Annotated in this window: 14 protein-coding genes, 1 tRNA gene and 1 pseudogene; 6 read left to right on the top strand and 10 right to left on the bottom strand. The window is 46.3% G+C overall.

All coding sequences use genetic code 11. The annotated features are described in order from the left end of the window. The first annotated feature begins 84 nt into the window (after positions 1-84). Positions 85-156, top strand: a tRNA-Glu gene (locus tag L1278_RS12220). 67 nt (positions 157-223) lie between these two features. On the opposite strand, the gene L1278_RS12215 is transcribed toward L1278_RS12220, so the two are convergent. Then, on the bottom strand, positions 224-1,096 hold the full coding sequence (locus tag L1278_RS12215; protein WP_253404637.1) for an AraC family transcriptional regulator: 873 nt from the start codon (positions 1,094-1,096) through the stop codon (positions 224-226). 325 nt (positions 1,097-1,421) lie between these two features. Here L1278_RS12215 and L1278_RS12210 point away from each other — a divergent pair, with 325 nt between their 5' ends. After that, the gene (locus L1278_RS12210) at positions 1,422-1,805 is read left to right on the top strand and encodes an LLM class flavin-dependent oxidoreductase (protein ID WP_253404635.1); all 384 of its coding nucleotides are present in this window, start codon (positions 1,422-1,424) and stop codon (positions 1,803-1,805) included. A 150-nt stretch (positions 1,806-1,955) separates the two neighbouring features. Here the strand turns inward: L1278_RS12210 and L1278_RS12205 are convergent, their stop codons facing one another. The 9 genes from L1278_RS12205 to L1278_RS12165 all read right to left on the bottom strand — a co-directional run bounded on the left by L1278_RS12205 (position 1,956) and on the right by L1278_RS12165 (position 8,007). After that, a complete protein-coding gene (locus L1278_RS12205; RefSeq protein ID WP_253404633.1) occupies positions 1,956-2,504 on the bottom strand; it encodes a cysteine hydrolase family protein in 549 nt (182 codons plus the stop codon). Positions 2,505-2,806: 302 nt separating this feature from the next. Then, complete coding sequence (locus L1278_RS12200) at positions 2,807-3,244, bottom strand: Rrf2 family transcriptional regulator (protein ID WP_253404631.1); 438 nt, start codon at positions 3,242-3,244, stop codon at positions 2,807-2,809. A 152-nt stretch (positions 3,245-3,396) separates the two neighbouring features. Continuing rightward, a complete protein-coding gene (locus L1278_RS12195) occupies positions 3,397-3,681 on the bottom strand; it encodes a cupin domain-containing protein (protein WP_253404629.1) in 285 nt (94 codons plus the stop codon). Positions 3,682-3,713: 32 nt separating this feature from the next. Continuing rightward, complete coding sequence (locus tag L1278_RS12190; protein WP_253404627.1) at positions 3,714-4,109, bottom strand: group III truncated hemoglobin; 396 nt, start codon at positions 4,107-4,109, stop codon at positions 3,714-3,716. Between the two features lie 2 nt (positions 4,110-4,111). Beyond that, positions 4,112-4,513, bottom strand: a complete 402-nt coding sequence (locus L1278_RS12185) for a cytochrome C (RefSeq protein WP_253404620.1) — start codon at positions 4,511-4,513, stop codon at positions 4,112-4,114. A 4-nt stretch (positions 4,514-4,517) separates the two neighbouring features. Then, complete coding sequence (locus L1278_RS12180; RefSeq protein ID WP_253404618.1) at positions 4,518-4,775, bottom strand: hypothetical protein; 258 nt, start codon at positions 4,773-4,775, stop codon at positions 4,518-4,520. 14 nt (positions 4,776-4,789) lie between these two features. Then, positions 4,790-5,035 (bottom strand): hexameric tyrosine-coordinated heme protein, encoded by a 246-nt coding sequence (locus tag L1278_RS12175; protein ID WP_253404616.1) that lies wholly within the window; start codon positions 5,033-5,035, stop codon positions 4,790-4,792. Between the two features lie 38 nt (positions 5,036-5,073). Then, positions 5,074-6,087: a cbb3-type cytochrome c oxidase subunit II gene (locus L1278_RS12170; RefSeq protein ID WP_253404608.1), complete on the bottom strand. Its 1,014-nt coding sequence runs from the start codon at positions 6,085-6,087 to the stop codon at positions 5,074-5,076. 60 nt (positions 6,088-6,147) lie between these two features. Continuing rightward, entirely contained in the window at positions 6,148-8,007 is a 1,860-nt protein-coding gene (locus tag L1278_RS12165; protein ID WP_253404606.1) for a cbb3-type cytochrome c oxidase subunit I, read from the bottom strand. Positions 8,008-8,354: 347 nt separating this feature from the next. On the opposite strand from L1278_RS12165, the gene L1278_RS12160 reads away from it, so the two are divergent. From L1278_RS12160 to L1278_RS12145, 4 genes and pseudogenes are all read left to right on the top strand, one after another. Then, positions 8,355-9,203: a helix-turn-helix domain-containing protein gene (locus tag L1278_RS12160; protein WP_253404604.1), complete on the top strand. Its 849-nt coding sequence runs from the start codon at positions 8,355-8,357 to the stop codon at positions 9,201-9,203. A gap of 77 nt (positions 9,204-9,280) precedes the next feature. Continuing rightward, entirely contained in the window at positions 9,281-10,621 is a 1,341-nt protein-coding gene (locus tag L1278_RS12155; protein ID WP_253404602.1) for an amidohydrolase, read from the top strand. Between the two features lie 519 nt (positions 10,622-11,140). After that, positions 11,141-12,088 (top strand): annotated as a pseudogene (locus L1278_RS12150) (M20 family metallopeptidase). A 193-nt stretch (positions 12,089-12,281) separates the two neighbouring features. Further along, positions 12,282-12,851: a Crp/Fnr family transcriptional regulator gene (locus tag L1278_RS12145; protein WP_253404600.1), complete on the top strand. Its 570-nt coding sequence runs from the start codon at positions 12,282-12,284 to the stop codon at positions 12,849-12,851. The last annotated feature ends 8 nt before the right edge of the window (positions 12,852-12,859 follow it).

The following is a 12,859-nucleotide window of genomic DNA, read 5'->3' as shown; positions in this document are numbered from 1 at the left end:
GGCCTTCTTATACAAGAAAAAGTATGGGTGACTGTTTGCAAAATAAAAGCAACACGCTATATTTGCATCACAATAACACAGAATGGTCCGTTCGTCTAGGGGTTAGGACTCCAGATTTTCATTCTGGCAACAGGGGTTCGATTCCCCTACGGACTACTAAAAGCCGCTTCAGTTAAAACTGGAGCGGCTTTTTTTTGCGGCTGATCTTCAGTAAATGCTGCACTTATAAAGATTCATCTTTACCATTAGCCTGCAGAAATTCTCCTGCAGTCATACCTGTCTGGGCTTTAAAAAACCGCATCAGGTGATTGGGTTCCGGGAAATTGAGTTCATAGGAAATCTCACTGAGGGTCAGCTTCGAATGGAAAAGATAGTTCTTTATTTCGAGCAGCAGCCTTTGCTTGAGAAGGTGCTTGGCCGTGACATTGAATTGCTCTTTTACCGCTTTGTTCAAAGAAACCCGCGTGATGCCCAGCATGTCGGCATAGTCGCTCACACGCTGCTTATGCTTTATATTCATCTCAACCAACCGCTTGAATTGAAAGGCATAATGGTCATTGTCCCTTTCCATTTTTAGTTGGTTAACGACAGCATATTCCCTGTTCAGCTTCTGTAAAATGTAATAGAGCAGCGACCGTATGATGTGTCCGCTGTCGGCCTTGGGATTTACAAGCTCGGTTTTAATTTCGGTCAAAAGTGTACAGAAGCTTTGAATTGTTTCTTTTCCGACATCCATCTTCAGCGGATAATCCAGCTGGTAGAAGTACAACAAGCGAAAGGCAAATAACTTATCAGCAAAAAAGTCGTTCAGAAAATCCTCCTGGAAAAGGAGTATGGTAAAATCTTGTTCGCCCTCTTCGAAATGCCACTGCCTTTTCTGGTATGGAGAAAGGAAAATGACGCTGTTACCAGTCAATTCGATTTGATGGTCATTCAACAAGAGTTTCCCCTTGGCCTTCTTAAAGAAAACGACCTCAAAAAAATCTGTGTTAAACGGTACTTTCTTTAAATAGTCGCTGTCAGCACTTGTAAAGTGAAGTACGTTCAAGAGTACTTCTACGCCACATTCCGTCTTAAGAAATTTAAGGGTTTCCATAAGCTTACCATTGCTATACCTTGGCACAAAAGGTAGCATGTTATGTTCATGAAAATGCTACGACCAAGATAGCCCCATACCTTGACCCCAAGGATCTGCTGTCAGGCAATTTACAAAAAATGAACATCTAAAACCCTATCTACCGATCGGCTCTTGATGCCTTCTACCAATGGTTGAAGCTGTTGGCCTCTATCTTCAAGTATAAATTAATTTAAATAAAGTAAAGTAATGCCCTTATCAAAATGGTAGTATTCAGGCCATTCCTGATTTAAGTGCACCTCTTCTGCATGGGTAATTTTGCAACAAAATTTTGATAATATAGGAATTGACTAAAGAAATCACTGATAAGAATACCCCGAAAGGAGAACAACCAACAGCTTTTCAACCAGTAACAAAAAGAGGGAATGCGCCTGTCCCAGTATCTTTGCTCGATTTTGCCATTACAGGAAAAGGCTATTCTGCCATAGAAACTATACAAAACAGCATAGAACTGGCAAAGCTTGCTGACCAACGGGGATTTGCCCGCTTTTGGGTAGCTGAACATCATTCTATGCCGGCCATTTCCGTTTCTTCACCAGCGGTGATGCTCTCCAGGCCAAAGGCAAAGACAAAATGTACTTATGGACGGACTCGAGCTGTAAACACCAGTACTACCCTAAACAGAGATTTAACGAGGTTCTTAGTGTTGCTAATGCCAATGCTAACATAGTTGAGGAAGATTACCAGACATTGTTTTACTGCAGGAAAATTTAATACATAATGCTTTACCTGAATATCTGCCAACAGGTATTCAATTAAAATAAAAAAACTTCCCGCCATATACCTGGCAGGAAGTTTTTTCCTCAATCTGAAATGTTTCTTAGGCTGAAAGGAATTCCTCCGCATTCTGGACGTTAGCATAAAAGAAGGAAAGAGCGCCTAAAAAGGCATGATGTACATCAGCAGCTTTTACTACTTTTCCATTGATTTCCTGATCGCGGGAAGCACAGGCATCACCGATTACCGTACATTCAAATCCAAAGTCTTTAGCGGCTCGTGTGGTGGCATCCACACACATATGGGTCATCATACCTGTCACCACCACTTCAGTTACCTCATTGGCTTTCAGATATTCCAATAGGTCGGTGTCTCTGAAGCTATTCGGATAATACTTTTTAAATAGCTTTTCTCCTTCAAGTGGTTTTACGTTTTCATGTATCTCTACGCCCGCTGTATCCGGTTGAAAGAAAGGCATGTTAACATCAGCTGCAAAATGCTGAATATGTGCGATTGGCAGGCTATTTTCTCTGAAGTGATCGATCATTTTACGGGCTTTCAGGCTCGCCTCTACCGGTCCTTCCAGTTCCCAGGCTCCGTTTTCAAAATAATCGTTCTGTATGTCTATGACAAGCAAAGCTTTCTTACTCATAATATTTCTGTTTTAATAAGCTGAATGATAATGCAAAATTACCTTCTTACTTATAAAGACCTTATACCATAACATGACAGATACCTATCAATTTGATAAACAGAAACAGTTTTCCTGTGATATGATCAATACCTTCAAATTCTACGACTCACTTACTTCCAGTTGAATGCCTGATTAACCTTGTGGCATGATTATCCTATTAGAATCGTACAAACAAGCCTCTCGTTGTGAGCTCTGAGCAACCTGCAGGTATAGGCAATTTGAAAAGACTCCGGCAAGTTTAACCCCTATCAGGGAGTGCGTTACTTTAGGTTCTTAATGAATGAAGTACCCTCTTTAAGCTCCTGAGCCAGTTGCTGTATGGTGGTGTTCTGAAACACATCCCGCAGGGACTCACGTGCCACCTTAAATTTATCGTGCATGGGGCATGGGTGGGTCTCAGAGCATTTTTTCAAACCCAGTCCGCATTCCCAGAAAACGGCCATTCCGTCTATGGCATTAACGATATTGATAACAGGCTGCTCCAGTTGGTATTTTTCAATGAAAAACCCACCATAGGGTCCTTTTAAAGAAGTAATGATCCGGTGCTTGTTGAGAATTTGCAGAATCTTTGCGGTAAAGGCCTCGGGTGCATCTACCTCTTTTGCTATAGCTTTCACATTCAACTTTACCCCTTCTCCTGCTTTTGAGGCTATATAAACGGCTGCCCTGATACCATATTTGCACGACTTGGAAATCATATTCTTTCCCCTTATTTAATAATCCTGCTACAAACATAAAGTATAAACCCTAAGATAAGACAGAAAACTTTACGCACCGGCTTACGGTTCTAAGCTATACCTGATCGGAATGCTACTGCAGCCATTAGAAATATGTCATTGATCTTTCGGTCTTACTGGACGTTGATGAAATTTATCTGCGCATCGGCAGCTAAAACAACCGTGGCAGCAAAGTCTTCCAAAATATGCAGGCTGTGCGGCTCATTCGCTGGAATAGCTATTGTCGCACCAGATTCCAGTACGACTTCTCTTTCCTGAAGCTTGAGCACCGCCTTGCCTTGTCTGATAACCAGGAATGCATCTGATGAAGCATAATGCCGTGGCATCTCCTCACCTTTTGCTAAGCTAACGCTAAATACTTTGTAAGAAGCGTTGGCATGAATTTCTTTCATTTCCATTTCAACCACTTCAGCTCAATTACAAAAATTATTTATACCAGCATTATCTTATCTGTTCCCTTCAGACCATCAATTCGCCTTTCGAAGTTGGTTGCCATAATCAAAGCTCTTTTCTTCGCTTCCTCTGCCATCGGCCCTTCAAAATAGGTATCTACGGTGCCGATGAAAAGGGAGAGCCAGCGCTCGAAGTGTTCTCCATCTACGGGCATGGTCGCATGTTTTGCAAATGGGTTACCGGTATAGCCTCTTACCCCGAACAGCGCAGCGTTCCAGAAGGTATACATCTTTTCCAGGTGCGGCTTCCAGTAAGTATTGAGTCTGAAAAGAAAAATGGGTGCCAGCAGCTCATCGTTCCGGACCAATGTATAGAACTCATCTACCAATACTTTTATATCTTCCAGTCCCGTTATATCGTGTTTTTGTGTCATATCTAAATTGCAAATTGTGTGATAAGGTAATACAATGCCCAGCCGCCAAAAAGGATGTGCAATATCCATACCCAGTTAGGTATACTCCGTGGAGTTTCACTGCCTTCTATCAGGAACACCTTCTGATCGCCTTTGCCATAGGCACTCACCATGATGGGTAGCACACCGTCTACCACTTCATTCTCAGAAATGCCTTCCACATTTATGTCCGGCCCATTACGCACTACAAACGGAATTCTGCGGATGCCTTCCTTACCGGATGGGTCTTTGCTGACGATGCGCAGGGTATGTTCACCATCCACCAGTTTCCGGGTATCCAGCTCGAAGTTAATGGGCGATTTGAAGGAGCCTACCGGCTGCGGATCGTCATCTACAAAAATTATTACAGAGCTCTTGTCTTCCATTCTGTCAAAATTCTAATACAGTTCTTTTGATGTGGTCCCTACTTTCTTCACCCGGACGGACCAGCCATTTTATGCTAAAAAACAAACAAGCCACCACAATAACCACTGTGGCCCACACAAGGATATAGTCCCAGTCACTTTGCGGGCCGGCCCCGTGGCTGATGCCCTGCAGCACCTTTGGCTGCTGCTTCTCACACACCGGACACGCAAAGGCTGCAAGGCTAAGGAGTGTGGCGAGAACCGTAAGCAGTAATGTTTTCATAGGTCAGTTCTTTTTTAATCTTTTGTTCTCCAGTAATTGTTTGCCTGTGCAATCGTTTGAAATTCTATCGCTATTACGTGAGCTGATGCAATCAATTGAGCAGTATCGGAAGCATAAGCCGCACGTAACTGTTGTCGTACACCGGCATCCGGCTGAATAGCGCCAATAGATTTCCGGGATAACTTTATGGCAAGTTGCCGTCCTTCAAAGGGCGTGGCAGTAATAAGGCTCGGCAGGTAATCTTCTTCCTGGTTTTGCATAGATATAGTCTTGTTTTTGATATAAACTTTATGTTTCCTTATTTCTGGGCTGACTGTTTCAGCAGATCCATGATCTTCTGGACTTCTTCCTCCGGCACTTTGCGCGCGCTGTTGCCCCAGCTGCTGCGCTCGTGGTTGATGATGGCGGCTACTTCCGCAGCTGATAACTTCATATTCGTTCCAATAGCCGGCATAGACGCAAACTCCGGCCGGGCATCGTAACCGTTCATCACTACATCAATCAGCACCTCGGGGTTATCGTCCAGTACAATCTGGCTTCCTTTCAGGGGCGGAAAAGCTCCTTTCAGGCCTTCGCCGCTGGCTTGGTGGCAGCTCTGGCAGTTGGCCGCGTAAAGCGCAGCGCCATCCAGTCCCAGGTCTTCGCCGCTGCCAGTGGTCGCAGTAGCTTTTTCTTCCCGCTTGTACAGGAACTCCGGCGGGGCCATGGAGCCGGGCAGCTCCGCCTGCTTCAGCGACTGCAGGTAGGCCACCAGATTCAGGGCGTCTTTGGTTGCTACAATCCTGCCTTTCACTCCCTTTCGGAAGGCATCAGGCACGGGAACCTCTACATCGCCTTCCTCCAACTCGGCTTTCTCTTCGAACAACCACGGGTAGGCCGGCATAATCGACTCAGCTACTACCGCGCGTGGCTGATACAGGTGCAACAGGTTCCATTCAGCACTGGGTTGGCGGTTGCCTACATCGGCTAAGTCAGGGCCGGTGCGCTCAGTCCCCATCAGGGTAGCGGTATTCCGCCACAAATCGGTGCGTTGCTCATCGGCATAATCGGCCGCTATGCTGGGGCGCTTGCCCCATACCTTGTCCATATCGAGGTTACGCACCTGCTGGGTATGGCAGGCCACACAGCCGTTGGCCACATAAAGCGCCTTGCCTTCCAGGGCGGCGGCACTCAGAGGCTCTTCGCTGGGCAGCGGACTGTTGTTGTTCTGGTTGCTGATGGCGGGCATAATGGCAACCAGTATGGTGAGCAGAACAAACAAGCCGAGTGCCGTAAGGTATAGTTTTCTATAGTCGTTAAAAAAATCCATCATATGCTGTGTGTGCTAAAGAGCAACTGTTAGGAATTTAATGGGTGCTATTGTCTGCTGCTTTTATTTATCGAGGATGTCCACCAATTCATAGTCCTTCGAATGGAGCTTCTTGATGGCTTCGTCGTTAATGTTCACTGTTTTGCGCGGGTTTATCATCCGGTACATGTTGTAGGCGAACACCAGGTGCGATACCCACATCAGCGAGCCGCCGATGGCACGCCACAACCAGTAAGGCGCCATCATGGTCACACTTTCAATAAAAGGAAGCCCTTCCATCCACATCAGACCGCGCATGGTGCCACCCCACATCAGCGGAATAGTATAGAACATCATCCCGATAAAAGCCATCCAGAAGTGAATGCCTACCGTGATTTGTGGCGGCTCCTGACGCGTGAGCCGCGGCACAATGGCGTAGATGCCACCCCACAGAAAGAAAGCAATGATGCCATACATGGTCAGGTGCGAGTGCGCCACCGTAAAGTCCGTGAAGTGCCACATCAGGTTAGTGCTGCGGAAGGCCTCTGCCGTGCCCTGCAGCGAGCCCGTGAAATAGAAGATGATGCCCACAATGAAGAATGGCAGAGTATAACTGCCGGCTACCTTATGCCAGGCGCCTCGGAAGGTCATTATAAAGTTGGTAGTGCCAGACACGACAGGTATAACCATACCTGCACTGCCTACAATCGCCACCGTCTGCAGCGACCAAGGTATAGCGCTGAACACAAAGTGGTGCGTTCCGATTAAGGTATAGAAGAATATCTGCGACCAGAAAGCAAGTATACCGAGGCTGTAGGAATAGATGGGTTTGTTGAGCTGCTGCGGCAGGTAATAGTAAACCAAACCCAGCGTGAAAAGCATAAACCACATGCCCACGCCCTGATGCATGTAGTAGCCCTGTATAATGGTTTCGCCTAGTCCGTTCTGGAAATTAGGCACATAGGCCACTATGGAAATCACGATCGCAAACATCACCGCCGCCACGATATACCAGTTTGATACATAAATTTCGGTCGTCTTTCGTCGCGCGACGGTCCTCAGGTAATTGACTAAAGTGATGACCAAGCCGATGCCGAACAGCAACTGGATGGGCCAGATATACTCACGGTACTCGCCGCCGCCGTTGTTAATGCCCGCCATCAGCGCGATGGTACCCAACACAACCGATGCATTGATGAGGATCAGCGACCACCAACCGGATTTCAGGCTGTGAATCTGGATATTGCTTACCCGCGGCACAACGTAGTAGCCCAGTCCGAGCATGGCCAGCGACGACCAGCCCCAGAACACGGCATTGGTATGCACCGGACGCAGCCTGCCAAAGCTCAGCCAGCTTACCTGGTCCACATCCGGCGCCACGAACTTAATGCCGACATATTCCCCCACCGAGGTACCGAAGACAAGCCAGAAAGTGGCAGTACCTAAAAACCAAAGGATGAGTCTTGAAAGAGCCGGGTCGATGCCGGGCCGGACGATGGCCTTGCGTTTGGCCTCTATGAAGCGGATGTTGGCTCGCTCATTAACGCTGCTTAAAAGGCCCTTGGAATCTTCCGGTGAAAAAGGCCCTGAGAGCTCCTGGTTATTTAAGTGGTAATCCTGGTGGAGCCTGTCGTTTTGCAGCGCTTCCAGCTGCTCCACATTCAACGTCTTCAGGTATGCGGCAAAACGGGTGGCCTCCTCGGAGTCTTTTCTGTTCTGAATATTCTTAAAGAGTGCATTTGCCTTCACTACCAATAGAAAAATGGCGGCGACTACAGGTACAATCAGCAGGGTGATGGTGATCAGGATACCCGGCAAACTGAAAAGACCGCTATCTCCCGTGCTCTCAGATTGAGCAAAGGCGGCAGCCGGAAGGAGGCTAAAAGTTGTTAGGAATATGACGTTAAAGAGCTTTGAACGGTTTTTGGGGAGTATATAATCCATTTTATAGTTCGTCAAGTCAACAGGTTATAAGATGCTCATATTCTAAAGGTACGCAATTAATCCATAAAGGATAAGGTTATCCTTTATGGATTATCAGTTATTTTAATTCCTCTCCTACCCTTTGATAGTTTCCTAACGCAGCTTAATCACTGTGCATATTATTCGATTCAATCTTTCGGTCTACCAAAAGGTACTTTTGCTATAACTGAAGCGGCTTTTTTTGTGCTCGATATTTTATCTCGAGGTTAGGAACACTATTACATTAATATAGACTGTACCAATCTATACTAACAAATAACAGCAGAGACAGCTGATAAAGAGTGCAGAGATTTATATACCTTACAATTGTGAGCAACAAACACCATTTTCCTATACTCGGAATAAAAGAATTCCAGCTTGACCTGCAATCAGATGACAGTTTGCAGTACCACGAAATTCATGGGGAAAGGCTCATCGAAAAACCGCACAAGCACGACTTCTTTATTATACTTTTATTTGAGGAAGGAAATGGGGTGCATACCATCGACTTTCAGTCGTATAATGTAGGCGATTATCAGTTACACATGCTGTTTCCGGGTCAGGTACACCAATGGGATTTGAAAAAGAGCACCCTCGCCTACCAGCTCATGATCAGTAAACCGTTCTTTGAGTTGTTCACTTCTTCTCTGCAGTTTTCATTTGTGCTCTACCAAAACCACCCTGTCATCGAGCTGTCTCCTGCAGCATTCCGTAAGCTGCAGTACGAGTTTCAGTCTATTCGGGACGAGCTGAGTATTAAGCCAGTTCATTGGGGAATTGTGAACTTACGGAGCAGGCTGATTGCTCAATTAATCAGTCGTGAGGCAGAAAGTAAGTTTGAGGATTTGACGCTGTACCGGGCAGCCCCTGCTTTACTGAAGTATCATGCCCTGGTCGATCTTCATTTTAAAGAGCATAAAACGGTTGCCGCCTACGCCGACAGGCTCCATATTTCAGCAAATTATCTGAACATTCTCTGTAAAAAGCAGCTACAGGTATCCGCCATGTTTCTGATTCAAACCCGGATCACGCTGGAGGCAAAGCGGCTCCTACGAGCTTCCGAGATGTCTATAAAAGAAATTGCCTACGAACTGGGCTTCAATGGCCTGGCCTACTTCTCCAATTTTTTCAAGAATCAGACCGGTGTTTCGCCCCGGGGGTTTCGGAAGCAGTTATAAAATTTACAAGTTATGGCAGAAATCCTGCATCAATGCAATATTAACTCGCGGAAACTTTGTAGTTAAAAGATAACTATATGACTCCCTTACTTTCCCGCAAAGATTTTATAAAAAGTTCTTCTATTCTTCTGGCTGGTAGCAGTCTGATGTCGTGTAGCAGCGTGCTTGCTGTAAACCAACCGGATGCTGATGAGCAGACCGGCTACATCAGCACTGGTGATACACTCACGTTGAAAAATGTAAGGCTTGAAACAGGTTTTGAGTACGAGGAAGGTGAAGTTACCGGCACCAAAACTGACTTGTTCACCCTGGAGATCAGCGAGGATAAAATAAAAGCCATCCTGCCCAATAACCCGAATGCCCGGGCCATCGATGCCAAAGGCTTACTACTGCTGCCTGCCTTCAAGGACATGCACATCCACCTGGACAAAACCTTTTATGGAGGACCTTGGCAGGCCCGCCGTAAAAAAAACAGGACAGTGCAGGACATGATTGCTTACGAGCAGCAGGTACTCCCGGATATGCTGAAGACTTCTACCCATCGGGCAGAGAAGATCATCGAGCTGCTGCAATTCCATGGTGCTAACTTTGCCAGAAGCCATGTCAACATCGAGCCTACTTCCAAACTCGATTCCCTTAAAAATCTGCAGCTGGCCCTTGAAAATAAAAAGGATTCCTTTTCTGCAGAACTAGTTGCCTTCCCGCAGCACGGCATATTCCATTCCGACTCGCAGCAACTAATGAAAGAAGCTGCTACCATGGGAATCGATTATATCGGTGGTCTGGACCCGCACGCGATCGATGGAAACCTGGAGAAAAGTATGGACTTTGTCCTGCAGCTGGCACTGGACCATAACAAAGGTATAGACATCCACCTGCACGAAGGCGGAGAATCCGGCTTGAGAACGGTGGAGTACCTGATAGACCAGGTAAATGAGAATCCGGAATTGAAGGGCAAAACTTTCCTGAGCCACTGTTTCGTACTCGCCAGACTCGAGCAGCGCAAACTTGATGAAGTGGCAGAAAAGCTGGGCAATGCCAAGATCGGTATCATTTCTACCATTCCGTTCGGCAATACCATTATGCCCATCCCGACACTATACAGGTATGGCGTGGATGTTCGCACCGGCAACGATTCGATTATCGACCACTGGAATACCTTTGGATCTGGCAGCGTTTTACAGAAAGCAAACCTGATGGCGCAGCTGTACGGCTATTCTACCGAGCTGGAGCTTTCCAGATGCCTGAAACTAGCCACACACAATATCCTTCCGCTCGACGACAAGGGAAACCAACAGTGGCCAAAAGCAGGTGATAAGGCTGATCTGGTGCTGGTGGATGCCAGTTGCTCGGCAGAGGCCGTATCGCGTGTATCGCCTGTAAAATCACTTCTCCACCAAGGCAAAGTGGTGTATTAACAAAAGGTATAGCCCCACTAGTGGCATCTATCTTTATACCTACACTGCTATGCAGCCCATTGAAGAAGTAGCCACTCTATAGAGAAGGATTCCTTCCATTTGCTCAGGTATAACCTATACCCAAAACCGAGTGAAGGTATATGCGGCAGCATGCAAAATTGACTTTCTGCTCGTATAGCATTTTAACAATAAACTCCCATAAACAAAAAGGATGAAAAAAGTACCTGCCGTACTACTGCTTTTGTTAAGTAGCACCATACTTTTCGCACAGACAAAACCCCAGACCAACAAACCCAACCAAACTTCAAATACCGCCTGGATGAAAAACATACCTACAGACGACCTCATCAAATGGAGGAGGCATATTCATGAAAACCCGGAATTCTCCTTTAAAGAAGAGAAGAGAAGACAAGTAAATATGTTGAAGGCATTTTGAAAAAGCTTGATAACCTGGAAATAATCAAACCTTCCAAAACAAGCATCATAGCCGTTTTAAAGGGATCGAAGCCTGGAAAAACGGTGGCTTTCAGAGCCGACATGGATGCCTTGCCCATTCAGGAAGAAACAGGCTTGCCATTTGCCTCCAAGATCAAAAACGTAAGCCACGCTTGTGGCCACGATGCCCATACCGCGATGTTACTGGCAACCGCCACAACTTTATCTAAGATGAAAGACCAGGTGAACTGAACGGTTTACTTTGTTTTTCAACACGCTTAAGAGCAGGATCTGGGGGGAGCGCTGGACATCATCAAATCCGGTGCACTGAAGGACGTAGATGCCTTTTTCGGGATGCACGTCATGCCTAATTTCCCTGTAGGTCATGTTGGGGTTCTGCCCGATGGCGCAGCCTCCACTACCTCAGATGGGTTCTACCTGACAATTAAAGGGAAGGGTTCGCATGGTTCTATGCCACAACTAGGTATAGATCCGATCGTGGTAGGCGCTGAAATTGTAAGTGCTCTACAAACGATCGTTTCCCGTAAAGTGACCCCGGGCGAGATGGCTGTTATCTCCGTAGGAAAATTTCAGTCGGGCGATGCACCCAATGTGATTGCCGATAAAGCAGAACTGGGAGCCAGTATTGGCACCACAACAGACTCAACCCGCAAACTAATGGAGACCAGGGTCAAATCAATTGTAGAGAATATCACAAAGGCTCACGGCGCAGCGTATGAACTCGACTACATCCTTAGCTATCCTTCCATTCAAAACGACAAAGCATTAAATTCCCTGGCAAAGCAGAGCGCCATTACAGCACTTGGACAGAACAATGTATTTGATGCCCCCTTGATGACTGCAAGTGAGGACTTTTCCTATTACCGGCAAGTTGCCCCAGTCTGTTTTCTAACCCTGGGTATAGGCAAAAGTGTAGCAAACCACCATCCAAAATTCAACCTCGACGAAGATGCTTTGGAGAGCGGAGTAAAAGCACAGGTGCAGATTATTTTAGATTACCTGAACCAATAAGGTGATTTATTACTGTTACAAAAATCATATACCTGCCTGTCAGTTACCATCAGGGCTAGCCGTACTGACAGGCAAGTATAGGTACGTGGTGCACAAAAATTCTTAAACTTTCTGGACTGTACATAGTTGTCTACGTTTTAAGAACGAACATGCGGAGCCGTGGGCTTCCTGAGAAAGAATTCAAACCAGCACCATGTACAACCTGTTGGAAGCTTTTATTAAAAGCAGAACAAAGATAGACGACGCCTCCCTGAAATTGATCTGCTCCTTCTTCGAGCCGGTAAAAACCAAACGCAACGAGCTTTTACTGAACTACAACGATGTTTGCAAGCACTACTACTTTGTGAATAAAGGCTGCATCCGGCTTTTCACGATCAGCAGTGAAGGTATAGAAACTACGCGGTTCTTCGCTTTTGAAGACGGGTTCGGAACCGCCCTGCCCAGCCTGATCGAGCAGACACCCGCCCGCGAATACATGCAGACCATCGAAAAATCAGAGTTGCTCAGAATCAGCAGGGACAATTTCTATCACCTAGTCGACACCACCCCACAATTCGCACTCATCTACAGGCAGATTCTGGAGTTGGGTTTTATTACCGCCCAAAAGCGCATTTATGGTTTTCAGGGATTTGACGCACTGGAAAAAGTAAAGTGGGTCATCCAGCACCAGCCTGATTTTCTGTTGCGCGTTTCCAATAAAATGGCTGCGTCCTACCTTGGCCTCTCCCCTTCCACCTTAAGCAGGATAAAAGTCAGACTCTGAAAACGTTG

The organism is Pontibacter sp. HSC-36F09 (assembly GCF_024171605.1).
Lineage (GTDB): Bacteria > Bacteroidota > Bacteroidia > Cytophagales > Hymenobacteraceae > Pontibacter.
The sequence above is the reverse complement of the archived record's forward strand: the minus strand, read 5'-3'. Positions and strand labels throughout refer to the sequence as shown.

Bases quoted from the DNA above. Each gene is read 5' to 3' on its own strand.
- L1278_RS12205 (WP_253404633.1), bottom strand. From the start codon at position 2,504: ATGAGTAAGAAAGCTTTGCTTGTCATAGACATACAGAACGATTATTTT.
- L1278_RS12180 (WP_253404618.1), bottom strand. From the start codon at position 4,775: ATGAAAACATTACTGCTTACGGTTCTCGCCACACTCCTTAGCCTTGCA.
- L1278_RS12195 (WP_253404629.1), bottom strand. From the start codon at position 3,681: ATGGAAATGAAAGAAATTCATGCCAACGCTTCTTACAAAGTATTTAGC.
- L1278_RS12175 (WP_253404616.1), bottom strand. From the start codon at position 5,035: ATGCAAAACCAGGAAGAAGATTACCTGCCGAGCCTTATTACTGCCACG.
- L1278_RS12165 (WP_253404606.1), bottom strand. From the start codon at position 8,007: ATGGATTATATACTCCCCAAAAACCGTTCAAAGCTCTTTAACGTCATA.
- L1278_RS12185 (WP_253404620.1), bottom strand. From the start codon at position 4,513: ATGGAAGACAAGAGCTCTGTAATAATTTTTGTAGATGACGATCCGCAG.
- L1278_RS12155 (WP_253404602.1), top strand. From the start codon at position 9,281: ATGACTCCCTTACTTTCCCGCAAAGATTTTATAAAAAGTTCTTCTATT.
- L1278_RS12145 (WP_253404600.1), top strand. From the start codon at position 12,282: ATGTACAACCTGTTGGAAGCTTTTATTAAAAGCAGAACAAAGATAGAC.
- L1278_RS12215 (WP_253404637.1), bottom strand. From the start codon at position 1,096: ATGGAAACCCTTAAATTTCTTAAGACGGAATGTGGCGTAGAAGTACTC.
- L1278_RS12190 (WP_253404627.1), bottom strand. From the start codon at position 4,109: ATGACACAAAAACACGATATAACGGGACTGGAAGATATAAAAGTATTG.
- L1278_RS12200 (WP_253404631.1), bottom strand. From the start codon at position 3,244: ATGATTTCCAAGTCGTGCAAATATGGTATCAGGGCAGCCGTTTATATA.
- L1278_RS12170 (WP_253404608.1), bottom strand. From the start codon at position 6,087: ATGATGGATTTTTTTAACGACTATAGAAAACTATACCTTACGGCACTC.